This is a genomic window from Sphingobacterium zeae (assembly GCF_030818895.1).
Taxonomy (GTDB): domain Bacteria; phylum Bacteroidota; class Bacteroidia; order Sphingobacteriales; family Sphingobacteriaceae; genus Sphingobacterium; species Sphingobacterium zeae.
The window spans coordinates 541,481-568,318 of record NZ_JAUTBA010000001.1; the positions used below are offsets into that span (position 1 = coordinate 541,481).

Here is a 26,838-nt window from a genome sequence, read left to right on the forward strand (position 1 = left end):
TAAACAGGCATGGCATTGGGAAGATAAGGGCATAAACTAAAAAAGCGACTCCTTGGAAGTCGCTTTTTGTAGCCCGTAGGGGAATCGAACCCCTGTTTCAAGAATGAAAATCTTGCGTCCTAACCCCTAGACGAACGGGCCATATCGTTTTCGATGATGCAAATATAGAAGCTTTTTCAAAAAGCGCAAAAAAAAAGTGCAGTTAGAAAGCTAATTCATTGAAATTGAGAAAAATTATTTTTTTAAATGTCCTGTTCCACAGCGTAAGCAAGCATATATGCATTGAATTTCTCGTAATACACATCATAAATTTGCTTCTTTTGATTGCTGTCTAGTTCAAGTTTTAATATACCCTGCGTTTGATAGTTGAATGGCTGTATGGTCATGTTGTTTAGGAAAGAGACACCCGCATTCCCTTGGAGCTTGTAAATAGCTTCTTTGGCACACCAGCATGCATAAAGTTGCTCATATTGGTTCTCATCACGGGTGATGAAAGCGAGCTCTTCAGGCTTTAGAAATTTGTGCTGGATGCGCTCTACTTTTGTGTTGATGATTTCCATGTCAATACCAACCTCTCCCTTGGTACTGATCATTGCAGCCGCATACTCAAATGAGTGCGAAAGTGATATTTTCTGAGGAAAATTAGCGAGATAAGGCTTGCCATTCGGATCGGAAGGACACTCAATATAGCGGGATGTATTTAATAGCGTTCGCAATAACACACGAGTTGCAAGCCAATGGAGCCTTCTTTTTCCGATATGGAAGGAACCCAATATTGCTTTTTCACGTTCATCCAACTGAAGCTTCGACATCAAATCATCGTCAGATTCTTCAATTCGCCAAATTGCAAATTTGGTTTGGCTATCAATTTCACGTAGATATACTAGACTCATGTCCAAATTTAAAAACAAATCGCAGATTTTTGTTTTGAAAAATGAAGTAAAATTAGTGGGAGAACTGTATTTTTGAATTTGTATAGCATGGCCTGATGCCTTTGCTATTTTGATACACATGATTTTATCTGATAAAAGAATTCTCGAAGAGATTGAAAATGGCAGTATTGTCATTCAACCATTTGATCGTAAGTGTTTGGGGACAAATTCATACGATGTACATTTGGGCAAATATTTGGCGACGTACGCAGACCGTGTACTGGATGCAAAAAAGCACAATGAAATTCAACATTTTGAAATTCCTGAAGATGGATTCGTTTTAGAACCCAATACGCTCTATTTAGGTGTTACACAAGAATATACCGAGACGCATAAGCATGTCCCTTTTTTAGAGGGTAAATCGAGTACTGGCCGCTTAGGGATTGATATCCATGCAACCGCAGGAAAGGGCGACGTCGGTTTCTGCAATACCTGGACATTAGAAATTTCTGTAGCTCAACCGGTCCGCGTTTATGCAGGGATGCCTATAGGACAGTTAATCTATTTTGCGGTAGAAGGGGAGATCGAAACATTTTATAATACCAAAGGTAATGCAAAATATAACGGTAAGACAATTCGTCCGGTCGAATCCATGATGTGGAAGAATAATTTCTAATGAGAACGATTGGGTGGATTATATTAGCGACGCTATTGATTATCCTTATCAGCGGCATACTTTATTATTTTATTCATCCTATCTTTGGTGGAAGTTTCAAGGGTGCTCGACTTGAGCGGATGAAACAGTCTCCAAATTTTAAAAATGGTAATTTTCATAATCTCGAAGTAACGCCATCGTTGAAAAGCGATGTCAATGTAGTCGCTTTGTTTTGGGATTTTCTTTTCAACAAAAATCCCCGCTTGAAACCTATCGATGTGTTGCCTGTTGTTGCCTGTGATTTAGAAAATCTCCCCCCAGACGATGTTCTGATATGGTTCGGCCACTCCTCATATGTGTTAAAATTAGATGGAAAACTAATATTGGTGGATCCTGTTTTCAGCGAAAATGCTTCCCCTATGCCAGGTAGCAATAATGCCTTTAAGATGTCAGTTGACTATGCGACGATGCTTTTTCCTAAAATCGACTATTTGTTTATCACTCACGATCATTATGATCACTTGGACTATGACACTGTTGTGAAATTGAGGAATAAAGTTGGCCAGGTTATTTGTGGGCTTGGTGTTGGAGCACATATTGAATCTTGGGGATATAAGGCTGATCAGATCATAGAAGGCGATTGGTACGACCACATACAACTAGGAGCTAATTTTCAGGTCACCTTTACCCCAGCAAGGCACTTCTCGGGGCGAAGAATTACACGAAATACTACCTTGTGGACATCCTTTGTGTTAAAAACCTCCAAGTATACTATTTTCTTGGGGGGCGATAGTGGTTATGGTAAGCATTTCAAAAAAATAGGTGATCAATTTGGGCCATTTGATTTAGCAATCTTGGAATGTGGGCAGTATAATGATGCTTGGCATTACATCCATTCTTTACCAGATGAATGGGCTGCGGAAACGAAGGATTTGAAGGCCCAAGCTATTTTACCCGTACATTCTTCGAAATTCGCTCTGGCCATGCACGATTGGAAAGAACCAATGGAGAAATTTTACGAAATAGCTGATAAAGAAAATATCAATCTGCTTACGCCTAAAATAGGAGAATTAGTGTATTTTAATAGATTGGATAAAGTATATCCACCTTGGTGGCGGGAAGTTCAATAAAAATCTATTTATTTTTTTCCTCAATCCATAACGACATATATTTTGTGCTCTGCATCGTGTGGTGTAATAAGATCTGACTAATAAAATTTTGTTGGCGATGTTTGTCAATCTGCACCTTTAATAAGGATAGGTTTGTCATAAAGTCAGCCTGGTACTTTCGTTTTTCATACCGTTCGTTGATGATTCGGATGCCATTTTCTTGAGCGGTATACCAAATCTTTTTGTTTTCATATAACTCAACGGTTTTGACACAAAATGTTTCGGGATCATCTTCTATAAAACCATTCCAGTCCAAACTGCCCTTCATGGCTTCTGCTCCAATAGTCGTCGTGACCGATGGAGTGCCGGTCTGCATGGCGTCAATAAATTTCCCTTTTACACCCGCGCCAAATTGAATTGGTGCGAGGAGCACCCGGTAGTTTTCCATAGTAACACGAGCAGATTCTGCCCGCCCCTTAATCAAGAATTGCTCTTTTGGATTGTTTAACTGTAGTACTTTCTGCGTTGCATAAGCTCCATAAATATGCAATTCCGCTTTAGGAAGCATCTTCCTTAACTGTGGCCATATTTGTGTTTTTAGGTATTGCACGGTATGCCAGTTGGGTTCATGAATGAAATTCCCGATAAATAATAAATTCTTGCGCTCTTTGAAAGGCTTCCATTGTATAACCTCAGAAGGAGTGATCTCCTTTTCAAGGAACGGAAGATAATAAAGGATATCCGGTGAAATTCGAAATTCTTCGATAAGAATTTTCATTTCAGATTCGGAGATAATCAAGGAGAGATCACTCCGCAGTATGGCGGCAAGTTCTCGTTTGGCGGTATCGGTAAATAATGCTTGAAAGGAAAAATTACCTTTATTTTTAACAGATGTCTGTCTTGCTTGGCGCAAGAAATGCAAATCTTCTGTATCAAGTACACGAAGTGCGTTGGGACATTGCTGAGCAACACGCCAACCATATTGCTCCTCCACCATAAAACGATCAAATACAACAATGTCAGGCTGAAGCTGCGTAATAAAATCATCAAAGCTGCTGCTATTAAGCACAATTGCCTCTTCATGTATCCCCAGAGATTGCAAAAAGGCACTGTAGGGTGATTTGGCCGCGGCCGAAGCAAATGTAATCTGGTAGGAGCTCGCAAGGAATGTTTCAATCAATTGCATCATGCGAAAGCCCGCCGCAGAAGATGTTGGCTCTGGCCACACAAGTCCGATGAACAAAACCTTTTTCTCTTTCATGCCGGAAAATTACAGATTAATGTGAAAAGAATTGACGAAAAATTAACAATTAGTCATTTTCAAACGATTAGCTTTATTCAGTGTTTATAAAATATGTAAGGTTATCTACCATTAAACAACTATATGGTCAAAACTATTGCTCAACGGATTCGACATTTTTCACCAAAAACCTATTGGAAGGAACTAATAGCTGTTTTGGTAATCTTATTAGCCTTTGTATTTTTTAGAAATGAGCGAAAAGAGCTCGCTGCAATTATTCCGCAATTGCGTGCGGCCAATTTAACCTGGGTATCCGTTGGGGTGGCCATAACCATCATCTATATTGTGCTCCAGGGATTAATGTATGTACAGAGTTTTAAGGCTATTGGTCTTTCCATTAATCTGCGCATTGCAATTGACCTTTTCTTAAAACGCAATTTACTCAGTGTATTTTTGCCTGCAGGTGGAATTAGTTCGCTTGCCTATACGACCACTCAGTTGCGGAAAAGAAATTTAAATACCACTCAAATTCATCAGGCTGGCGCTCTTTATGGTTATGTTGGTTTATTGACTGTCTTTATAATTGGCGTACCTGTAATATTATACACGATCTGGCACAACAAAAATTTTGGGGATGCCTGGATTTCATTGGTGATTTTAGGATTGCTGTTGAGTATTGTATTTTGGATAGTCTGGTCTTTTAGAACCCACAGGGGGATCTACAGCTGGGTAGAAGCAAAGTTTCCTGCTGTTTCTTCCAATATTGACGAAATATTTTCAGGAGAAGTCAAGCTGAAGTATCTCTTAGGGACGATGCTTGCCTCCATGGTGGTGGAATGTTGCGGTATAGCACATGCATTTGTTAGTATGTATGCCCTAGGTTTGGATCATTCCTTTGAAGCTGCGGCTATTGCTTACACTGTATCGGTTGTATTAATGATCGTTTCTCCTTTTTTGCGCGGGCTTGGGGCTGTCGAACTGACCATGTTATATATTTTTAAAGCGTATGGCTATTCCCAGGCAGAGGGTTTAGGCATCACGATCCTCTATCGGGCATTCGAATTTTGGTTACCCTTGATTTTGGGACTTCTGGCTTTTGCATGGCGTGGCAAGCAATTGCTGGCGAGGATTGGACCTGCCTTGCTTATTTTCTTTTTGGGCGTGGTGAACCTCGTCTCCGTACTAACACCACCGTTGGCCGATCGTATGAAACTTGATCGATTTTATTTACCGCTGGAAGCAATTCACGCATCTAAATTCATGGTATTAGTGTTGGGCCTCGGGTTATTGGTCACTTCGGCCTACTTGATTAAAGGCTTCCGTATTGCATTTTGGATAGCTGTAGTATTCAGTGCACTATCACTGTTTGGGCATGTTTTTAAAGCCCTGGACTATGAAGAAGCTTCGGTGGCTTTATTGACCTTGGTTTTATTGGCAATGAGCTATAAGCAATATCGCATTAAGAGTAATATTCGATGGATGCGTATTGGGTTTATCACATTTTTTGTTGCTCTCATGGCTATATGCCTATTTGATGTGTTGAGCTTTTACTTTATTGATAAGCAACATTTCGGGGTCGACTTTACCTGGAGACAATCCATTTACCATACCGCAAGAAGCTTCTTATTGTTTGCCGACGATGAATTGATGCCGCAAACAAACTTTGGTCAAGAACTCTTGCGGATCACTCAGGTCCTCGGACTTTTTTGCTGGTTCCTTTTGATCTATGCGTTAGCCCGCCCCCGTCTTTTAGCAGATGAGGACTTGAACCAATCTGAATTGGAGCGTGCGGAGCAGTTGCTAATCGAATTTGGACAGTCTCCGATGGATTTTTTTAAACTCGGAAAAGATAAGAGCCTATTTTTTTCGGAAATTTCAGAAGGATTTACGGCTTACCGCTTGGCTAACGAATTTGCAATTGTATTGGATGAACCTGTGTGTGAACAAGGGGATAAGGAAGAATTGATTCGGGAATTTGATGCATATTGCTATGCAAATGGATTGAAAGCTATTTATTATCGTGTTGATGAAAATAGCTTAGTTCACTTTTCTTCCCTTCGCAAACAGAAGATTACGATTGGACAGGAAGCTGTATTAGAACTCGAAACATTCAAGCTGGAGGGTAAGGACCGTAAGTCACTGCGTAACGGATTGAATGCAATTCATAAAAAGGGGTTTACGACGGAAGTGTTGACAGCACCGCAGAACAAGGAAATTATAGATCAATTGAAAGCGATCTCCGATGAGTGGTTGAAAGCATTTGATAAAAAGGAAATGGTTTTTTCACAGGGTATGTTCTATGGAAAAGATCTTGTCTCACAAGATCTTGTCGTGCTGAAAAATGAAACAGGTCAGATCGTTGCTTTTCTCAATATTATTCCTGACTATGCAAAAGATGAGTGTACCTATGATATGATTCGGAAGTCTTCGGAAGCTCCAGGTGGAAGTATGGATGCATTGATCGTGGAGCTTATTGCCTATGCGAAAGCCCGAAAATACGCGTATTTAAATTTGGGTATGGTACCGATGACAGGTTTAGGAGCAACGGATAGTCCCGCAGAGAAAATTATGAAATTTGCCTCAAAGCGATTAGGCAATTTCAAACACTATCATAGCCTGCGCGATTTTAAAGAAAAGTATGCGACATTTTGGGAAAATAAATACCTTATATTTGATAACGATTTCGATCTCATACAACTTCCTGCAGCACTGATAAAAGTAATGAAGCCAAATGAATAGCTTCATATAGCGCTCATACAGATGAAAAAATTAGCCACTTTATTTATAATTGGAAGCATCGCGTTTCATGCTTTTGCTCAACAACGTTTGATTGACATGAAATATTGGAATAATAAAGCTGTACTACCTTTGGTTCTCTATCTGAGCGGAGATGGCGGGTTCAATTCATTTTCAAATAAACTCTGTGAGCTGATTGCTGGAGCAGGGTATACGGTGGCTGCTATCGATTCAAAAAGTTATTTCTGGAAGAAGAAAAGTCCAAATGAGATTGCTGCGGATGTGTCAAACACGCTTAAAAACTTGCTTGGAGGACGACATAATACCCGCCTTTTTGTGGTTGGTTATTCATTCGGTGCGGATGCAGTTCCTTTTATTGTTAATCGCTTGGATCCTGCCGTTAAAAAAAACCTAAAAAGTGTAGTGCTTTTGGAACCTTCGGGGTCGACTGATCTTGAGATCCATATTGCAGATATTTTGGGGCGGAGTAATGCAAAACGAAGTCTTGATGTCGTCTCGGAAATCAATCGAATGGATGGAGTGAAAACGAGTGTTATTCTTGGTGACGATGAAGCCGACTTTTCTGTAAAGAAGATAACCCTTAAAAATTTTAGCAAAGTATACCTTTCTGGCGGACATCATTTTAGTGGAAATGCAGAACAGGTAGCGAAGAATACTGTCGCCCTATTTTAATGGAGCCGCCTTCATATACGCTGACTCTCTTCTACGGTGGTTATACGGTAGCAACGGTCATTTATAGTGCTAAGATAGGTAAAAGCTTTGATGCTATTCGTATTTCTTGTCCTACATCAATTTAATTAAATAATAAAGGGCTTAATTTTGATTTAGAATTTAAATAGACAATTATGGAATTAGGAATAGGAATGTTTGGTGACTCTCGGATAGATCCAGTTACGGGTCAGATCCAGGCAGCACAAGACCGAATGAAAGAAATTATTGAAGAAATCAAACTCATGGATCAAGTAGGCTTAGATTTCTTTGGAATAGGAGAACATCATCGCGCAGATTATGCAGTAGCGGCACCAGAGATAGTCTTAGCGGCGGCATCTACCGTGACCAAGAATATTAAATTGGGTAGTGCAGTTTCGGTATTGAGTTCTGCTGACCCCGTCAAATTATTTCAGGATTTCGCTGCAGTTGATTTATTGTCAGATGGAAGGGCTGAGCTCATGGCGGGGAGGGGATCTTTCATCGAATCCTTTCCCTTATTTGGTTATGATCTAAAAGATTATTCCGAGTTATTTGAAGAGAAGTTAGCGCTTTTGCTTAGATTGAATAAGCAAAATCCAATCACATGGCATGGAAATTTTAGAGCTCCTCTAATCAATCAAGAAGTTTTCCCGCGGCCTAAGAACGGATCACTGCCGATTTGGGTTGCCGTAGGGGGCACAACTTCTTCTGTTATCCGTGCAGGAAAATTAGGTTTACCAGTTATGTTTGCCATCATTGGTGGTATGTATGAAAGTTTCGATCATCTATTTGACATGTATCGCCAAGCGTATGAGGATAATGGTCATGATATGGCTAATTTTCAAGTTGGAGTACACATGCATGCATTTTTTGGCGACAACAGCGCTCAGGTAGCAGATTATTACTATCCGATTTATTCCGCACAGATGGATCGCATAGGGTCAAGTCGAGGCTGGCCTCCTTATCAACGCACGCAATATGATTTCGGAAGGTCTTCAAGGGGCCACCTGATTGTTGGAGATGCTAATTATGCCGTAGATAAAATCTTGCAGATTCAGGAGAAATTTAAGCTGACACGTTTCTCTGCTCATATGGATGTAGGTGCCCCTGGACATAAAGAAATGTTACGATCTATAGAGATTTATGGCGAAAAAATAGCACCAGAAATTAGGAAGGCATTGCATAGAGATAATTAGCGTTATTATCATTTTTTTAACGTTTAGATATTACATACCTTTGTGGAATAAATCATTTTAGAGAGTAAGATGCTTGGATTAAAGTTATTGACAGATCCGCGGTGGGCAAACATCGCAGAAGGTAATTTAGAGGAGATTTTGACAGATCATGCATGGTGTGAACAAAAAGCTGCTTCAAATGCAATATCCTTAATTACAAATAACTCGGAGTACGAGGATTTAGTACATGAACTGACCGCAATCGCTATCGAGGAAATGGAACATTTTAAGATGGTCATTGATATTATAAAAGAAAGGGGTTATACTTTAGGGCGTGAGCGAAAAGATGATTATGTTGGTCAGTTGATGAAATTCTCTAAAAAGGACGGGAGCCGTAACATGGCTTTTATAGACCGATTATTATTTGCAGCGATGATTGAAGCTCGTAGCTGTGAACGTTTTAGAGTGCTGTCGCAAAATATTCAAGATAAAGAATTGGCAAAGTTTTATTATGATTTAATGGTTTCTGAAGCAAATCATTATACCACATTTTTAAATTTTGCACGTAAATATGCTATAGATGTTGATGTAGAAAGGCGTTGGAAAGAGTGGTTGGATTTTGAAGGTAAGCTTATTCAGTCATATGGAAATAAAGAGGCCATTCATGGCTAATTGGATATCGCCCTACCTATTTTAAAACACATACATAACAGATGTCCCGTTCTATTTCGTAGAACGGGATTTTTTGTCACTTAATTATTCTTATCTTTGTAACGTGATTGAAAAAAGTAAAAGAATAGATATCAGGAGTTTGTCTTTGGATCAGATCAAAGACCAACTTACAGCGTTGGGGGAGCAAGGTTTTCGTGCAAAACAGATTTATGAATGGATTTGGGTTAAATCGTGTGTAGATTTTGATCAGATGAGCAATCTAAGTAAATCCCTTCGCGAGAAGCTAAAAGAGCATTTTACAATCAATGCAGTTACAGTTAAAGAATCACAGATCAGCTCGGATAAAACCATTAAAAGTAGTTTTTGGCTCTATGATAATAATATCATTGAAGGCGTATTAATCCCTGCTCCCGAGCGTATGACAGCCTGTGTCAGTTCACAAGTAGGCTGTAGTCTGACCTGTAAGTTCTGTGCAACAGGCTATATGGATCGCAAAAGGAACCTCAATGCCGATGAGATTTATGATCAGGTTGTTCTAATCAGCAAGCAAGCCGAGGAGAATTATGGTCAGCCTCTGACAAATATTGTCTATATGGGAATGGGAGAGCCCTTGTTGAATTATGCCAATATGATGAAATCGGTAGAACGCATTACGGCTCCAGATGGATTGAATATGGCTGCCAAGCGGATTACAGTGTCCACGGCGGGTATTGCAAAAATGATTAAGAAATTGGGTGATGATCAGGTGCGTTTCAACTTAGCGCTTTCTTTGCATGCGGCAAATGATAAAAAGCGAAATGAAATTATGCCGATTAACGAGCAGAATTCCCTAAAAGCGCTGGCAGAAGCCCTCAAATATTTCTATGCCAAAACAAAAAGTCCGATCACATTTGAATATATTGTCTTTAATAATTTCAATGACGAATTGGAGGATGCAAAAGAACTTGCTAAGTTCTGTAAACACGTTCCTTGTAAGGTCAACCTGATTGAGTATAATCCTATCGCATTGGCCGATTTCTTGAATGCTGAAGCAGATAAAATCGAAATTTTTGCAAATTATCTCAAAAGTCAAGGAATCATCACGAATGTCAGACGTAGCCGTGGAAAGGATATTGATGCCGCTTGTGGGCAATTAGCTATCAAGGATAAGAAAGAAGAGGAATCTGAAGCATAATCTGTTGGATTATTCCTATCTTTAATAGGATAGTTAACCAGATGAAGTCCGAACTAAATAAGCTTTTTGGCGATTTTTTATCTATATTTTTTCCGAGAGAATGTGGATGTTGCGGTTGTGTGCTAAAATATCAGGAAAAGTTTATCTGCATTGCATGCGATTTTCATTTGCCCTATACGAACTATCACGAATATTCAGATAATGATACCGCAAGACAGCTCTGGGGGAAAGCACCATTGGAAGAGGCATGCTCTTTCTTGTTCATGCAAAAGGATAGCCGTGTAGAGCGTCTAATCTATCAGATTAAATACAATAACCAACCTTTTCTTGCGGAATACTTTGGCTATCAATATGGCTTAAAATTAAGCGAAGTAAAGGCATACCAAGACATTGATTTTGTTATTCCCGTGCCGTTACATAGTAGTAAACTACGAAAAAGAGGATATAATCAATCTACCTATTTTGGACGGGGAATAGCCAGAGCGATGGAAATTCCATTGCGGGAAGATATTTTGGTTAGAAAGAAAGCAACCATCAGTCAAACGGGTAAGGGAAGGCTCGAACGCTACGAAAACGTCAGCGATATCTTTGATTGTCAAAACACTGTTTTAATGGACAATGTGCACATACTATTGGTGGATGATGTGTTGACAACCGGCGCAACAATCATTTCAGCAGCGTTAGTGCTTTTTGAATCTTTTGACTGTCGGATTTCTGTTGCCACTTTGGCTAGGGCCTAACTCACTCTCCAAGCCTAGCTTATTGGGGCAAACGATCACAATTAAAATCTACACCTACTTCTTCCACAGCAATTCGGATAATTTAGACGGTCGAGCGTGAGATCTTCTCGTATTTCAAAAAGAACCAAACTATCGAAATAAACCCATCTACCGCTCTATGACCTCCGGTTAACATAATTCAGAAGATAAGCAAATCCTGCCATGCCTATTCCGACAGTGTCAGCAAATAAATCCCACCAATCGCCACTGCGATATGTAAAAATGTAAAGCTGAAGTAATTCCGTTAGCCCTGCAAATAAGAATCCGAGTATAGACACAATAAAGAAAGGAACCCAACGTGTAGGTTTGCCGCTGAATTGTTGGATCACCCCATTATATAGCAGCGTGCAGAAAACAAAGAACATACCGCAATGGACTAATTTATCCATACCTGGATAAGAAGGAACTGCGTCGAAATTGTTGCCCGGGAGTGTGCATAAAACGATAACTATGATGGCCCAAATAAAACACCATTTATAGTCTAGCAAGATTTTAATCATGGCAATAAATATCCAAAAATTTCCTGATAGAAATTAAATTATTATTTATTTAAAAATTATTTGTCTGTAAGTCAGTCCTTTGCGTATTTTTATTGTTTTGGATGGTACTATGTATTGCATGGTACCATAAAATACATATATCTTTGTATTGTTATGATAGCTGAAAATACACAAATACAAATGAGGAAAGGGATACTTGAATATTGTATCCTATCCATAATTTCTCGAGGAGAAATTTATGCCTCCGATATTATCAGCGAACTGAAAAAAGCTCAATTATTAGTAGTAGAAGGTACCTTATATCCGCTTTTGACCCGTCTAAAAAACAACGGACTGTTAAGCTATATATGGAAAGAGTCAACTTCAGGTCCGCCTAGAAAATATTATGAAATCACACAAGAAGGACTGCAAGTCCTTTCTAGATTAGATGTTACCTGGAATGAGTTGGTGTTTGCTGTAAACACTTCATTGGTGGGTAGAAACAATGATTCTAAACCGGTTAAAGATAATAACGATGAATAAGACAATAATTATCAACATAAATAGTATCGTCTTTCATATCGAAGAGGATGCCTATGAGGTGCTTCGCTCCTACATGATTGATATAAAGAAGCACTTTGGACAATCAGAAGATAGTCGCGAAATTTTAGAAGATATCGAGAATCGTATTGCTGAAATGTTTACTGAGAAGATTCAGGCAGGTAGTAAGGAAGTGCTTAATATGGATGACGTAAATGCAGTGATCGAGCAAATGGGAAGCGTTAGCGATTTTGAATCCGAAGATCAGGATGGTTATTCGTCTTTCCAGCAACAGTCGAATGCAGATGAGTTTAAAGTAGGGAAAAAATTGATGCGCGACCCTGATGACAAGGTTTTTAGTGGAGTATGTAGCGGACTTGGGCACTTTTTTGGCATTGAGGCTAAATGGGTACGTTTACTTTTTGCTTTATTTGTTGTGATCGGTGGATCAGGCGTATTGGTCTATGTCATACTATGGATTGTAATGCCTTTGGCTATCACGCGTGCAGATAAAATGGAGATGCGTGGTGAGGCCCCCAATATTCATAATTTTAAACGTTCGTTCGACGAAGAAATGAGTGGAGTACGTGACTCATTTTCAAGGGGTATGGATCGTACAGGCGATAGTGTTGCTAAATTATTGCAGATTATAGTAAAAGTCATTGGTGTATTCTTTGTTATAATCGTTGGATTGACCCTCATTGGTTTGATCATTGGACTTATTTTCTTTGCATTAGCTATTCTAAACGTCATTCCAGACGTTATGGATAATTCTGGACCTTTTTATTTAATGGATCCGAGCGATGTACCTTTTGCGTTGATAGCAGGTTTCTTGGCCATTTTTATCCCGTTTGCTGGATTGTTCTATTTACTCCTCCGTGTTCTTTTCGATAAAAAGCCAATGAGCAATTATTTGACTACAACATTATTTTTGGTGTGGTTGGCTTCGATAGGTGCTATTATTTACTATTCTACATCCGTAGCGAAAGAATTCAAAGAGTCAAGTACAATTGTTGAAGAGAAGCCGCTGCAAAAGCAAGCTGTTTATTACTTAAATGAAAATGATATTCGGGTGATCCGCTTAAAGAACGGTGTAAAAAGCGGTCTGGGCATAAAAAGTGAAAACCTATCTACCTATTTAAGACGTAATATTCGCATCCGCATCGAACGTATCGACTCCTTACAGGAACCTTACGTGCGTTATGAATATTCGGCTAAAGGAAACTCCTATAAAGTTGCAACGGATAGAGCAAGTAACATTCATTATACGTTGAGGCAAGATAGTACATCTCTAGTATTTGACAATGCTTTTCAATTAAATGAAGGCGAACTCTATCGGGATCAAGAAGTCAATATAACCTTGTTTCTTCCAGTCGGAACCAAACTGATCATTAACGATAAACTGGAAGATAAATTAAGAGATATTTCATTTTATGAATGCCGTGACCGGTACAGTGAGGATTTAAGTGACGTAAAGGATGTCGAATTTATGGTCACTTCACTCGGGTTGAAATGTGCCCTGTCACCGAAAAAATCTAATGACAACGACGAAGTAGATGCGGAAGACAGTGAAGTAGCCGCAAACGATACGTCTATCGTCATCCGTCGTGATACCATTATCAAAGTGAAAAAAGATGGTGTCACGGTAGAAACAAAAAAGAAATAATCGATACTTTGTCTTCTGCCTGCGGGCGGAAGACAAGGTAGCTTTAGCCAATCGAAAGTCAGTACTCAACCGCGTGTGATAAGCCTATTAAATACCATCAACATATTTGCTTTTGCACCTATTATATAAACGAATGAAAAGATATTTTTACCTCTTACTCTTAAATTTATTGATTGCTTCCTTCGCCTGTGCGCAAGTTAAAGTCACAGGTAAAGTACAGCTGGAGAACAACGCGCCTTTGGCTTCTGCAACGGTTTACCTCATGAGCGCCAAGATGGACGTTATGTTGAAAACAGGCGTTACAGATGAAAATGGAAAATACGAGTTTTCAGATATAAAACCTGGACGTTATTATGTCCACATCAAGATGGTCGGGTATATAAGCAATAAAAGTAATGTTTTTGATATTGGTAAGTCAGATTACAACGCGCCCATAATTCTGTTGAACACCGATACACGAAAACTGCAAGAAGTTGCAGTTGAAGGTAAGCGGCCGATGGTTGAAAGCAAGCCCGGTAAATTGGTGCTAAATGTGGAAAATTCTCCCTTAGCAGCAGGGAATAATGCCCTAGATATTGTACAACGAGCTCCGGGAGTAAGCTTGGATAACAACAATAATTTACAGTTGATGGGGCAATCTGGTGTCTCCGTTACTATTGATGGACGGCAGACCTATATGTCGGGTGAACAGTTGGTAAATTTCCTGAAGAGTACAGATGGCAATCAGATTAAGTCAGTCGAAGTCATAACCACTCGCGCAGCTAAAGATGATGCTGAGGGGGCAGTGGGAACTATAAATATCGTTTTAAAAAAAAATCGGATGGAAGGGTTTAACGGAACCTTTAATATGACGGCAGGGAGGGGAGAAAAATTCAGAGGAAATAGCGCTTTGTCGTTAAACTATAAAAAGAACAATACAACCCTATTCGGATCGTATGCCTATTCCGATGAAAAAAGCTACCGGAAGCTTCTGCTCGACCGTATCATACAGAATGAAGGAGTAAAGACCTATTTCAATCAACGATCACTATTGCATGAAAAGGAACGAAACCATTCTTATCGTTTTGGGATAGAGCAAAAAACATCAGCTAGAAACACAGTCACAGTACAGTTTAATGGATCAAATAATATCGAATACAATGATAACGATAGTAAGACCAATGTGGGAAAGTCTTTTACAACATTGGATTCCCTTTTGATTTCGACGTCTGCATTCAAAGAATTATTTGATCGTTACTCTGCTAATTTGAACAACGAGTTTCGAATTGATTCTAATGGACGAAAACTTACTTTTGATCTGGATTGGAGTAAATTCAATAGCAGTAAACGTGTCAGTTACAATAATCAATATTTTGATGGTCAGATGGACGCAATTACGCCTGAGGAGATCCAACGAAGTAGAATGCCCATCGGAATCGATATTTATGTCGCCAAACTGGATTATGAACAACCGTTATCTAATGTCTCCAAGCTTGAAATGGGAGCTAAATATTCCAATGTTACGTCAGATAACGATTTAACGTTTGAAGACTTTTTGAATAATTCTTGGATTAGCAATGAAAAGCGTACAAATCATTTTGTGTATAAAGAGCAGATTGCCGCGGCATACATAGACTATAACAATACGATTGGAAAATGGGGAATGAAGGTGGGAGCGAGAGGGGAATATACGTTTTCCGATGGAAATTCATTAACATTAAATAAGCAGGTGAAACGGAATTACTTTAAGCTTTTTCCGAATGCAAACCTGACGTATACCTTCCATGCAAGTCATATTCTTGCCTTGGGTTATGCAAGAAAAATCATCCGTCCAAATTACCGTCAGCTCAATCCTTTTGATTATTTCATTGATAAACTAACCTTTGAACGCGGTAATCCTTATTTGAATCCACAATTCTCCAATGAATTCACCCTAAATTACACGCTAATGCAACGGTATAATATCACATTGGGCGTTAATAATGTGCGGGATGCGATTGTAGAGAGCATGGGACAAGATTCAGTACTGAAGCAAACTTGGGTCATACGTGAAAATTTGGGTAAGAATTTAACGGCTTATCTGAATCTGAACATTCCAGTGACGGTGTCTAAAGTTTGGAGCATGAATAACAATATGACAGGCATCTATTTTAATTTTGATGGTATGGTGGGCGGTCGCCCATTAAAAAGAAAATCTTTACTTTTGCAAGCTACATCCATGCACAATCTTAAGCTGGCAAAAAGTCTGTCGGCGAATGTCAACTTAAGGTATTTCTCTCCTTTCAAATATAATGTGTACGACATGGAGAGCCGCTGGGATATGGAAGTTGGAGCAACAAAGACATTTAAAGATCAACGAAGTTCTTTAAAGCTCGCCGTGACCGATGTGTTTAATACAGGCAATCAAAATCTGAAAACTAATTTTGGAGTTTTTGACTCCAGTATTAGGCAATACCAAGACCGGCGTGTGCTGCGACTGACCTATTCCTATAAATTTGGAAATTTAAAAAATAACTACCGTAAGAAAGATACGAGTAACGAAGAGAAAGAAAGGGCGCAATAGGACAACAATGTCTTATTATCCAACCGTAAGAATATCATTTCTTACGGTTTTTTTGTTTGATGTAAGTTCAGCGCCCCATTGATTTAATCGTTGTTGATCAATTCTGTAGGTAATACGCGTGTTTCAAACTCAGCGATTGGATATTTGGTTTCTATCAACTTAATCAGTAATTCTGTCGCCATTTTCCCCATTTCGAAAGCAGGCTGCCTAATTGCTGTTACTTTGGAAGAAAATAAGTCGACAACATTTGAATTTGTAAATCCAGCAATAGCGAGATCTTGTTGTATTGCTAAAGGCCTTTGTTTTATTACATGAAGATATCCTGTGGTTAATTTGTCTCCCGAAATGAAAATAGCATCAAAACCAATGCGGATAAGTTCCTCCACAGCTTTCTCAATTTCCGCTGCGTGTAGTCCGCCATGTTGACAATACTTGACCAAATTTGGATCAAAATCGATATGATTCGCCATGAGCGCCTTTTTATAGCCAATTAATCGATCCTTCGTTATAGACAATGATTTGGAGTTTGTCAGATGTGCAATTTTTTTCTTTCCGAGTTTTATAAGGTGCTGCGTCGCGTCATAGGCACCTTGCTGATTATTTACAACGACTTTGTAGGTGTCAAACTGCTGCGGCACGCGATCAAAAAAGACAATTGGAAATCCCCGCTCCTTCAGCTGCTGCAAGTAGGATATATCTTCGGTTTCCGACGATAATGCAATCAATAATCCGTCGATGGATCTGGAAGTTAAATATTCAACATTTAGTCGTTCGCGTACAGACGATTCATGCGTTTGTGATATTATTATTTGAAAGTTCTTGTCATAAGCAACAGATTCTACACCGTTGATGACCTGTGAGAAAAAATTATTGGCTATTTCGCTTACAATAACACCGATTGAATGACTACGACGCTCTTTCAAACTTCTAGCGATAGGGTTGGCACGATAGTTTATCTTTTCGGCATATTCCAATACAATCTTTTTTGTTTCGGGGCTTATTTCATAACTATCTCTTAGAGCTCTCGAGATCGTGGAAGTGGATAAATTAAGCGCTTTAGCAATATCTTTAATTGTATAGTTTTCGAATCTCATAATCGGCAAAATAAACTATAATATTAATCAATAAAAATTACAAAACCTAATTTATCAGGATATGCAAACGTTGCCGGCAACGTTTGCATAACTTTTTAATGATACTTGCATGAACAAGTGAAATATACTTTGTAAACTTGACTGTATGATAACCAATTAAATTTTGATGCAGTTCCTGCAACAGCAATTTAATCATTAAAATTTTAAACCCTAAAAATATGAGTAAAGCCTTAGTAATCTCTACTGCTATCTGTGCTTCGTTATTCACATTAAATGTACACGCTCAAACCCGAAAAGTCCAAGGAACAGTCGTTGGTACAGGTCAAAAAGCATTGGTGGGTGTGAGTGTGACCGTGTCTGGGACAAAAGTTGTTGCTGTGACCGACCAACGAGGGAAGTTCAGTATCGAGATACCTGGTAACAATCACGAACTTCAATTTAGCTATGTCGGATTCCAGACTAAAAAAGTTTCAATTCCTACGAATCAGAAAATGCTAAATATTGTTCTAGAAGAACAGTCTAATGCGCTCGAGGAAGTAACCGTTAATATCGGATATGGAACCGTTAAGAAAAAAGATCTGACAGGGGCTGTAACCTCCGTAGGTGCAGAAACTATCTCCAAAGCTCCGGTATCTTCTGCTCTTGAAGCGATTGCAGGGAGAATGGCGGGTATACAAATTTCTTCAACAGAAGGCTCCCCTGATGCCGAGATGAAGGTTCGTGTGCGTGGCGGTGGCTCCGTTACGGGAGATAACGCCCCTTTGTATATCGTGGATGGATTTCCAATGTCTTCGATATCAGATATCGCACCTGCTGATATTGAATCGATTGATGTATTAAAAGATGCATCTTCTGCAGCTATATATGGCTCCCGGGGTGCAAATGGGGTTGTCATCGTAACCACTAAAAGTGCCAAATCTGGGAAAACGTCAATTAGTTATAGTGCGTTTGGAGGAATTCGAAATTTGGCAAAAAAGCTTGATGTATTGTCTCCATACGATTATGTAACATGGCAATACGAACAGGCCTTATTGGAAAATAACCTGGATACCTATGTCAAATACTTCGGTAACTTTCAGGATATAGATCTCTATAAGGACGTAAAGCCAAACGATTGGCAGGAACTTGTATTCGGAATAACAGGAAATACTTTCAATCAGAATTTCAACCTGTCCGGAGGCACTGATAAAACGAAATATTCTATTTCACACTCCTTTGTAAAAGATAAGGCAATTATGGAAATGTCAGGCTTTCGGAGACAAAATATTAATTTTAAACTCAACCATAAACCATCAAAAAGCACATCAATAGATCTAGGAGCACGATTTTCTGACGTTCGCATTTCAGGTGGAGGCATGAATGAACAGAATGAAGCCTCATCAGCAGACTCCCGATTAAAATTCGCAATGATTTATCCTCCTTTTCCGGTGGGAGGTTTGACAAATAGTGATGAAACCGATGATGAATTCAATTTATATAATCCACTAGAATCCTTGGTCGATAATGATCAGTTGCAGCGAAGACGAACGTATAACCTAAATGCTGCATTTAGCTGGGATATTGTTAAAAACTTACGGTTGAGGACAGAATTTGGCTTTGATGATTACCGCAATTATAACGATCGATTCTACGGAACAACCACTTATTATGTACGGAATGTTCCCGCTGCGTTAGAACAAAACAAGCCTGCTCTTATCTCATTGAATACTTCTACCCAGGGAATACGTTCAACAAATACACTGAACTATAACTTTCAAGATTTGCTCCCTAAAGGACATAGTTTAAGTGTGTTGGTTGGTCAAGAATATCTGTTTACACAAAAAACATTAAATACGAATACAACACACGGTTTTCCGAAAAGCTTTAAACTGGATGATACCCGCAGATTAACACCACAAGGCGCCTCCAGTACGATAAACAATTATATGTTTGCTGACGAAAAATTACTGTCATTTTTTGGCCGGGTAAATTATGATCTAGATTCGAAGTATTTATTTAATGCAACTTTTCGGGCAGATGGTTCGTCGAAGTTTTCTGCAGATAATTATTGGGGATATTTCCCATCCATGGCAGCTGCTTGGCGGATTTCATCAGAACCATTTATGAACAATACGCAATCTTGGCTGGATGACCTGAAGCTTAGGGCAAGCTTAGGTACATCCGGAAATAATAATATTCCATTAGAGCAGATCTATCCCATATTCTCAGTTAAGAATACAGAATGGGTTAACGGGTATAAAAATTATTGGGCTACGTCAAAAACAATGTCTAATCCAGATTTAAAATGGGAAACGACCATTTCAAGGAATATAGGGCTGGACTTTACCCTGTTCAAGAAGAAGCTATCGGGAACGATTGATGTCTATAAAAACAAAACGAAAGACCTTTTGATCCTTTTCCCAATTGCCGGATCAGGCTATGATGATCAATACCGCAACTTGGGAGAGACCCAAAATAAAGGTATTGAGCTTACGCTAAACTGGTCCGCAATAAATAAGAAAAACTTTGATCTTAATTTTAGCGGTAATATTAGCTTCAATCAAACGAAAGTTAATTCTTTGGGGACCTTGACTTCGATTCCAATGGCTTCGGGCTGGGCTTCAACAGAAATTGGAACGGATTACATTGTGGAGACCGGGGGGCGAGTTGGAAAAATGTATGGTTACATGAGTGATGGGCGCTATGAAGTTTCCGATTTTACAGGCTATGACGCAGCATCAAAAAAATGGATTTTAAAGGATGGCGTCGCAGATGCCTCTGCTGTCGTTGGAACCATAAGGCCGGGGACAATGAAATTGAAAAATTTAGCAGGTGAAGATAATAAGATAAATGCGAGCGATCAAACCATTATTGGCGATGCAAACCCTTTGCATACAGGAGGCTTCTCAATCAATACGCGTGTCTATAACTTTGATATGACGGCATTATTTAACTGGAGCTATGGAAATGATATTTACAATGCAAATAAGATTGAATACACATCCACAAGCAAGTATAATAACCGAAACATGCTTACTGTGATGGAAGAAGGACAACGCTGGACCAATTTACTGCCCGATGGAACAATCAGTAACGATCCTAACCAATTGGAGGATATGAATAAAAATACAAGTCTTTGGTCTCCGCTTACAAATAAATTTATATTCAGCGACTGGGCTGTGGAGGATGGTTCGTTTTTGCGCTTAGGAACTGTTACGATAGGATATACACTCCCTAAGGCATTTACAGAAAAGTTGAAAATCCGGAACTTCAGAGTATATGTTTCCGGCTATAATCTTGCCGTTTGGACAAATTATAGTGGTTTTGATCCTGAAGTCTCTACACGAAGGAGGACAAACCTAACGCCAGGGGTGGATTATTCGGCTTATCCAAAAAGCAGAACTTTCGTAGCAGGTCTTAATTTAAACTTCTAGTCTTATGAAAAAAATACTTTTGCATATAACAATAGCTTTAATATTTGCCGGATCCGTATCTTCTTGTAATAAAATATTGGAAGCACCGTCTAAATCTGCATTGGATGAGTCGGTTATCTTTTCCAATCAGGATCTTGCGGAGGGGGCAGTTGCAGGAATTATTCAATCTTTTGGTGAAACAAACTCCTACCGGGGAAGGTACCTCGTATTTTATGGCATCAATACAGACACAGAAGTCAATAATAGCTTAAAGAATACTGGCGATGAAAAATCACTATTGTCAAACTATAACACAAACGTGAATAATACCCAAATGAATACCGATAATAATGCTTGGGCGAAGTTCTATGAAGGAATAGAACGAGCGAACTTGGCGATTAGAGGGTTGCGTAAGTACGGCAACATAGAACAACGTCCAGAAATGGCCTATATTCTAGGGGAGATACTAACTCTAAGAGCTGTTGTGTACAACGATCTCATCAAGGCATGGGGAGATGTACCAGCCCGTTTTGAACCGCTTAGTACAGCAACCATCTATATCGAACGTAGTGACCGTGACGTAATTTACAAGCAATTACTTGCCGATTTGGAGGAAGCACAAAAATATTTGCCTTGGCCAAATCAAAGTACTAAAACGGCCAATGTTGAACATGTCAATAAAGCGTTCGCTAAGGGGCTGCGTGCTCGTTTGGCTTTGGCCGCCGGAGGTTATTCGCAACGCACAGATGGAATTCGAAAAAGTAATGATCCAGAACTGGATTCAAAAAAGATGTATGCGATAGCAAAACAAGAATGCTTGGATATTATTACTAGTGGCGCTGCAAAACTTCTGGGTTTTGAAGAAGTTTTTAAAACATTATGTCAAGAAAAAGGTCAGGCTGGCTTAGAATCATTATGGGAAATTCCGTTTAGTGAAGGCCGTGGCCGCGTTATATTTGACCTTGGCGTTAAGCATACCACAACAGATAAGTATACCGGACAAAATAAAGGTGGGACAAATGGACCTAATCCAATCATGTTCTATGAGTATGAGAAAGAAGATGTGCGCCGGGATGTGAGTTGTGTTCCCTATGAATGGACGAGCGGGGTGCAGGTGCCAACAAATCTGGGTAAATGGTATTTTGGAAAATATCGCTATGAGTGGATGTCGAGAATTGTTACTTCTACAAATGATGACGGGTTGAACTGGATGTATATGCGTTATGCTGATGTGTTGCTAATGGCTGCAGAGTCGATTAATGAATTGGACGGCCCAGTTGCTGCTGCCCCTTACTTTAAAATGATCCGTGATCGAGCATATCCAAACAATCCAGAGAAAGTGACAGCTTACATGCAGCAAATAACCACAAGTAAAGACGTATTCTTCAATGCTATTGTCAATGAGCGGGCATTGGAATTTACGGGAGAAATGTTGCGTAAAGGGGATTTGATTCGATGGAATCTGCTGGGGGCCAAATTGGCTGAAGCTAAACAAAAACTACAGCAGCTGGAAAATAGGCAGGGTAAATATGCGACATTGCCGGCCAATATTTACTACAAGACAGCGGCTGATGGTGAAAAAGTGGAAATATATGGCTTAAACTATGGCGATACAGATGCAACGGGTGCCGCAGCAGGATACCCTTCATCGAAAAAATGGACAATGGTTGCGAGTAGCGACCTAGCAACCTTTTGGGATGCTTTGTATCTACGTGATCCCAATACACAGCAATTCTGGCCTATTTGGCAATATTTTCTGGATAACAGCAACGGTAAGTTGACAAATAATGGTTTTAGTTTTCAATAGAAAAATAAGCAAACGCATGAAAAGAATCAATATATTGCTATATCTCGGTCTTGGCCTCATAGTGGCAGGTATAAGCTGTTCCGATGATCGCGTAAAAGAATTAACGGAACTAACGACAGACCGTTATTTTTCTCCTACTGGGATGAGTGCCCAAATAGTCAATCAAACAGGAGTCCGATTGACCTGGAAGAAGAATTCAGCAGCCGAGAGTTATACCTTAGAACTATTTGCGAATGGTGAACTCAATTTTGAAGGTAGCCCGGTCAAAAAAATTGAAGGGATTAGCAATGACCAGATTCCCTATACTATTGTCGGATTGGATGGGGCAACAAATTATTCTGTCCGCATCAAGGCTATCGGAATGGAGATTGCAGACTCCAAATGGAGTGCCGTTACTTTTAAGACAAACGAAGAACAGATTATGAAAGCTGTCAGCCCAGAGGGCATACAGGCAACTTCAGTTCGTCTTAATTGGACCCCAGGGGAAGAGGCTACGACAATAAGTGTTAACCCCGGGAATATCATCCATACCGTCACTCCGCAAGAGATTGCAGCAGGGGAGGCAACCGTCACAGGGCTAACCGCAGAAACAAGCTATACAGCGACATTGTTGAAAGGAAACAAAATCCGCGGGTCCGTCACATTTATGACATTGCTTGACTTGGGTGATGCAGTTGTTGTGCAGTCTACAGATAATTTAGCGGCTGTGATCGGTACAGCCAAAGCGGGGGATGTGCTCGCTCTAATGCCGGGGGTCTATTCGCTAGCGGCGGATGTACTAATCGACAAGGCGATATCCATCAAAGGGGCAAAACCCACCGATCGTCCAATGGTAAAATCTGCTTATTTTAATTTGGATAAGGGCGCTTCATTGGCATTAAAAGATCTGATACTTGATGGAGAAAATAAGGCGGGGGGAAACTCTTTCATTAACTTGCAGACAGGTGCATTCGGAAATATCCGCCTGGAAGATAGTAAATTGATAAATTATCCGAAAGGAATCATTTCTGGTAGCGTCAATGCTGTGATTGAGAGCGTAAGCATAAATAATACTATTTTTGATAATATCGTCGGTAATGGAAATGATTTCATTGATTTTAGAAACGCGATTACCAAAACACTTGAATTTACAAATAATACCGTTTCTAATGCTCTTTTGTCAGGGCGTGATTTTATTCGCATGGATGCAGGTGGATCCACAGCTTACCCGGCTATTACGAGTATCCTTAAAGTAAACAATAATACTTTTTATAACGTCATACAAGATGCTTCTAAACGCTTTTTATATGTCCGTTTAGCAAAGAATGAAATTACATTCTCCAAAAATTTAATGGTGAAGTCGCTGGCAATGACTGCTAATCAGTCTGCTACTAATCTGGTCGAGCGCAAAAGCAATAATTACTTTGATGCGGTAAACTTTTACAACAGTTCTGCCTCTGGAGTGAAAAACGATGCAGTAGCCAACGGCTATACACTCTTGGACCCTGGATTTAAGGACGCTGCCAAGGGAGATTTCACAGTAACAAACCAGACATTAAAGGAGAATGGTATTGGCGACCCGAGGTGGGTAAAATAAAGGATTTGAGTAAAATTTAGGACAACTCGCCTTCGATAATAAGAAGGCGAGTGTTTTTTTGACCGATGTAATGAAAAAACAATTTTTACTAATTTCTGGAGGGCTTATTCTCATTTTTCTATTTGCTTTCCAGCGCGAAAAACCAGTTACAATCTATATCATTGGCGATTCTACTGCTGCCAACAAAGACAGTAGTACCTTTCCTGAAACTGGATGGGGAATGGCCTTTGCAAAGCTGTTTAATCAACAGGTTAAAGTCGACAACCGGGCTCTAAATGGGCGTAGTACAAAATCCTTTAAACGGGATGTGGGCAAAGATGGAAGCTTTGTGAATCATTGGAAACCTATCTTTGAGCATCTCCGAAGCGGAGACTATGTATTCATCCAGTTTGGGCATAATGACGAAAAGATCGATAAGCCTAACGTGGGAACATCGCTGGATGAGTTCGAACAAAATCTTATTTTTTATATCGATCAAACGCGCGAGAAAGGAGGCGTCCCAATTCTATTAACACCAATCGCAAGACGTAAGTTTGAAAATGGCACGCTTATTCATACCCACGGCCAATATCCTGCCATTGTACGTAAGGTAGCCGATCATACGCACACCGCGTGGATTGACATGGAAAGTAAAACAACGAAACTTTTAACGCAATATGGAGCTGAAGGGAGCCGGCAATTGTTTTTATATGTAAATAGCGGCGATAGAAATTACCCCCACGGCAAGAAAGATGATACGCATCTAAACACTTTTGGAGCAGACGAAGTGGCGAAGCTCGTGGTCGACGGAATTCGAGAATTAGCACTGCCTATCCAAAAAAATCTGATTCTGAAGTAACCTAAGGGTCTTACATGATCAGAAAAAACTAGACGCAAATCAATTGGATAGATAGGGGGAGGATTTTCATAAAAAAAAGCGACATCGATAGCTGACGAATGCCAGTCAGATCGATGTCGCTTTTTCAACGAAGTCGTAAGAGACTAGAAAATGTATTTCGTACTTAAGAAATTGGATTCATTTTCACTAACAATATCGTTCAGCAACTTTTTGTTTTCCTCAGTAAACTTTGTTGCCACTAGCGAACGAATAGAGAACGAACGCAATGCGTCGACTACCGATAATGTTCCTTCAGCACTATCTTTTCTACCGGTGAAAGGAAAAGTATCTGGACCACGCTGACATTGGCAGTTGATGTTAACACGGCTTACTTGATTGACTAATGGATCAATCAATGAAGATACAACAGCAGCATTGTTACTGAAAATACTCACCTGTTGGCCGTGAGAGGAACCAATTAAGTATTCAATAGGTTCTTCGAGGTCATCAAAAGGAACAACAGGGATCACTGGGCCAAATTGTTCTTCTCTGTAAAGTTTCATTTGTGAGTTAACAGGGTATACAATTGCCGGGTAGAAGAATGATTCTGCAACCTGCCCACCGTGCTCATTAATCACTTTTGCGCCATAGGCTTTTGCATCTTCGATGCATTCCGTTAAATAAGCAGGTTTATTGACTTCTGGAAGAGGAGTAAGCGACACACCCTTTTCCCAAGGCATCCCATATTTTAATTTTGCCACTTCTGCCGAAAGGCGTTTTAAAAATTCCTGTGCTAAGCTTCGGTGCACGTAGATAATTTTAAGTGCTGTACAGCGTTGACCATTGAAAGAAAGAGAGCCTAGAACGGTTTCCGAAACCGCTAAATTCAAATCCGCATCTTTCGTAATGATAGCTGCATTTTTTGCATCCAGCCCAAGGATAGCACGAAGACGGTTAACTTTCGGGTGCAATTTTTTAAGTTCATCAGCAACACGGCTCGAACCGATCAAAGTCAATACGTTAATCTTACCAGATTGCATTAAACTAGGAACAATCTTATTCCCACGGCCATAAATTGTATTGACAACGCCTTTCGGGAAGCTTGTTCTGAAAGCCTCTAATAGAGGATAATGTAATAACGTACCATGTTTAGGTGGTTTGAATAACATGGTGTTTCCCATGATTAATGCTGGGATCAATGTGGTGAAGGTCTCATTCAACGGATAATTGAATGGCCCCATACAGAGTACTACTCCTAAAGGAGATCTCCTGATTTGCGCAACGATACCTTGTTCGATTTGGAAACGTGAAGAGTCGCGGTCTATATCTTTCAATGCGTCGATCGTTGCGTAAATATATTCTACAGTACGATCAAACTCTTTTACCGAGTCTGCATAGGATTTGCCAATTTCCCACATAATAAGCTTGACAACAATGTCTTTTTTTGCAATCATCTTTTGTGTGAAATTTTCAACACAGGTAATACGATCGGCAACGCTCATTGTCGGCCATTCTCCACGGCCGTTGTCGTATGCTTTTACAGCAGCTTCCAAGGCTTCCATGGACTCTTTTTCTGTACAAACAGGAAAACTACCGATGCGCTTACGTTTCAAGCCATCCTTGGTCTTTACACATATTGGTGAAAAAACCTCGTTTACCTGACCCGTCCAAGAAATCATTTCTCCATTGGAAAGGAACTCTCTTTGATCGACCTGTTCGTCTAGCGTAAATTCTGCGGGAATGTTATTCTCCTCGTAGAAGATACCTTCTAAGTTTAAGCTCATTGTTTTTAAAAATGGTTT

General features: G+C 39.7%; 20 protein-coding genes and 1 tRNA gene. 15 read left to right on the top strand and 6 right to left on the bottom strand.

All coding sequences use genetic code 11. The features are described 5' to 3' along the window. Positions 1 to 69 precede the first annotated feature (69 nt). Positions 70 to 141, bottom strand: a tRNA-Glu gene (locus QE382_RS02370). A 101-nt stretch (positions 142 to 242) separates the two neighbouring features. Next, positions 243 to 893, bottom strand: coding sequence for a 4'-phosphopantetheinyl transferase family protein (locus QE382_RS02375; protein ID WP_307184524.1), 651 nt, complete (start codon positions 891 to 893; stop codon positions 243 to 245). Positions 894 to 1,011: 118 nt separating this feature from the next. Here QE382_RS02375 and dcd point away from each other — a divergent pair, with 118 nt between their 5' ends. Together dcd and QE382_RS02385 are read left to right on the top strand one after the other, a co-directional pair. Beyond that, positions 1,012 to 1,548 carry a dCTP deaminase gene (gene dcd, locus QE382_RS02380; protein WP_307184525.1) on the top strand — a complete coding sequence of 179 codons (537 nt, stop codon included), beginning with the start codon at positions 1,012 to 1,014 and terminating at the stop codon, positions 1,546 to 1,548. Further along, on the top strand, positions 1,548 to 2,657 hold the full coding sequence (locus QE382_RS02385) for an MBL fold metallo-hydrolase (RefSeq protein WP_307184527.1): 1,110 nt from the start codon (positions 1,548 to 1,550) through the stop codon (positions 2,655 to 2,657). Before dcd ends, QE382_RS02385 begins: the two co-directional genes overlap by 1 nt. Positions 2,658 to 2,661: 4 nt before the next feature. Here the strand turns inward: QE382_RS02385 and QE382_RS02390 are convergent, their stop codons facing one another. Further along, positions 2,662 to 3,897, bottom strand: coding sequence for a glycosyltransferase (locus QE382_RS02390; RefSeq protein WP_307184528.1), 1,236 nt, complete (start codon positions 3,895 to 3,897; stop codon positions 2,662 to 2,664). Between the two features lie 123 nt (positions 3,898 to 4,020). On the opposite strand from QE382_RS02390, the gene QE382_RS02395 reads away from it, so the two are divergent. The 6 genes from QE382_RS02395 (at position 4,021) to QE382_RS02420 (ending at position 11,084) form a co-directional block, all read left to right on the top strand. Beyond that, on the top strand, positions 4,021 to 6,615 hold the full coding sequence (locus QE382_RS02395; protein WP_307184529.1) for a phosphatidylglycerol lysyltransferase domain-containing protein: 2,595 nt from the start codon (positions 4,021 to 4,023) through the stop codon (positions 6,613 to 6,615). A 21-nt stretch (positions 6,616 to 6,636) separates the two neighbouring features. Continuing rightward, positions 6,637 to 7,305, top strand: coding sequence for an AcvB/VirJ family lysyl-phosphatidylglycerol hydrolase (locus tag QE382_RS02400; RefSeq protein WP_307184530.1), 669 nt, complete (start codon positions 6,637 to 6,639; stop codon positions 7,303 to 7,305). Positions 7,306 to 7,478: 173 nt separating this feature from the next. After that, entirely contained in the window at positions 7,479 to 8,519 is a 1,041-nt protein-coding gene (locus QE382_RS02405) for an LLM class flavin-dependent oxidoreductase (RefSeq protein ID WP_307184531.1), read from the top strand. 69 nt (positions 8,520 to 8,588) lie between these two features. Next, positions 8,589 to 9,170, top strand: a complete 582-nt coding sequence (locus tag QE382_RS02410) for a MiaE family protein (RefSeq protein WP_307184532.1) — start codon at positions 8,589 to 8,591, stop codon at positions 9,168 to 9,170. 103 nt (positions 9,171 to 9,273) lie between these two features. After that, positions 9,274 to 10,344, top strand: a complete 1,071-nt coding sequence (gene rlmN, locus QE382_RS02415; protein WP_370877872.1) for a dual-specificity RNA methyltransferase RlmN — start codon at positions 9,274 to 9,276, stop codon at positions 10,342 to 10,344. Positions 10,345 to 10,385: 41 nt separating this feature from the next. Continuing rightward, positions 10,386 to 11,084: a ComF family protein gene (locus QE382_RS02420; protein WP_307184533.1), complete on the top strand. Its 699-nt coding sequence runs from the start codon at positions 10,386 to 10,388 to the stop codon at positions 11,082 to 11,084. A 155-nt stretch (positions 11,085 to 11,239) separates the two neighbouring features. Here QE382_RS02420 and QE382_RS02425 read toward each other — a convergent pair whose 3' ends face one another. Further along, entirely contained in the window at positions 11,240 to 11,623 is a 384-nt protein-coding gene (locus tag QE382_RS02425; RefSeq protein WP_293957282.1) for a VanZ family protein, read from the bottom strand. A gap of 153 nt (positions 11,624 to 11,776) precedes the next feature. On the opposite strand from QE382_RS02425, the gene QE382_RS02430 reads away from it, so the two are divergent. The 3 genes from QE382_RS02430 to QE382_RS02440 all read left to right on the top strand — a co-directional run bounded on the left by QE382_RS02430 (position 11,777) and on the right by QE382_RS02440 (position 16,350). After that, positions 11,777 to 12,145, top strand: coding sequence for a PadR family transcriptional regulator (locus tag QE382_RS02430; RefSeq protein WP_307184534.1), 369 nt, complete (start codon positions 11,777 to 11,779; stop codon positions 12,143 to 12,145). Further along, positions 12,138 to 13,808, top strand: a complete 1,671-nt coding sequence (locus QE382_RS02435) for a PspC domain-containing protein (RefSeq protein ID WP_307184536.1) — start codon at positions 12,138 to 12,140, stop codon at positions 13,806 to 13,808. The genes QE382_RS02430 and QE382_RS02435 overlap by 8 nt, the downstream gene beginning before the upstream one ends. Positions 13,809 to 13,941: 133 nt before the next feature. Continuing rightward, positions 13,942 to 16,350: a TonB dependent receptor gene (locus tag QE382_RS02440; protein WP_307184537.1), complete on the top strand. Its 2,409-nt coding sequence runs from the start codon at positions 13,942 to 13,944 to the stop codon at positions 16,348 to 16,350. Between the two features lie 83 nt (positions 16,351 to 16,433). On the opposite strand, the gene QE382_RS02445 is transcribed toward QE382_RS02440, so the two are convergent. Further along, positions 16,434 to 17,444 carry a LacI family DNA-binding transcriptional regulator gene (locus QE382_RS02445; RefSeq protein WP_307184538.1) on the bottom strand — a complete coding sequence of 337 codons (1,011 nt, stop codon included), beginning with the start codon at positions 17,442 to 17,444 and terminating at the stop codon, positions 16,434 to 16,436. 218 nt (positions 17,445 to 17,662) lie between these two features. On the opposite strand from QE382_RS02445, the gene QE382_RS02450 reads away from it, so the two are divergent. The 4 genes from QE382_RS02450 (at position 17,663) to QE382_RS02465 (ending at position 25,057) form a co-directional block, all read left to right on the top strand. Continuing rightward, positions 17,663 to 20,857, top strand: coding sequence for a SusC/RagA family TonB-linked outer membrane protein (locus QE382_RS02450; RefSeq protein WP_307184539.1), 3,195 nt, complete (start codon positions 17,663 to 17,665; stop codon positions 20,855 to 20,857). A 4-nt stretch (positions 20,858 to 20,861) separates the two neighbouring features. Then, positions 20,862 to 22,643: a RagB/SusD family nutrient uptake outer membrane protein gene (locus QE382_RS02455; protein WP_307184540.1), complete on the top strand. Its 1,782-nt coding sequence runs from the start codon at positions 20,862 to 20,864 to the stop codon at positions 22,641 to 22,643. Between the two features lie 16 nt (positions 22,644 to 22,659). Further along, positions 22,660 to 24,219, top strand: a complete 1,560-nt coding sequence (locus QE382_RS02460) for a DUF5123 domain-containing protein (RefSeq protein ID WP_307184541.1) — start codon at positions 22,660 to 22,662, stop codon at positions 24,217 to 24,219. 70 nt (positions 24,220 to 24,289) lie between these two features. Next, positions 24,290 to 25,057 carry a rhamnogalacturonan acetylesterase gene (locus QE382_RS02465; protein ID WP_307184542.1) on the top strand — a complete coding sequence of 256 codons (768 nt, stop codon included), beginning with the start codon at positions 24,290 to 24,292 and terminating at the stop codon, positions 25,055 to 25,057. Positions 25,058 to 25,200: 143 nt separating this feature from the next. Here the strand turns inward: QE382_RS02465 and QE382_RS02470 are convergent, their stop codons facing one another. After that, a complete protein-coding gene (locus tag QE382_RS02470; protein ID WP_209578345.1) occupies positions 25,201 to 26,820 on the bottom strand; it encodes an NADP-dependent glyceraldehyde-3-phosphate dehydrogenase in 1,620 nt (539 codons plus the stop codon). Positions 26,821 to 26,838: the final 18 nt, after the last annotated feature.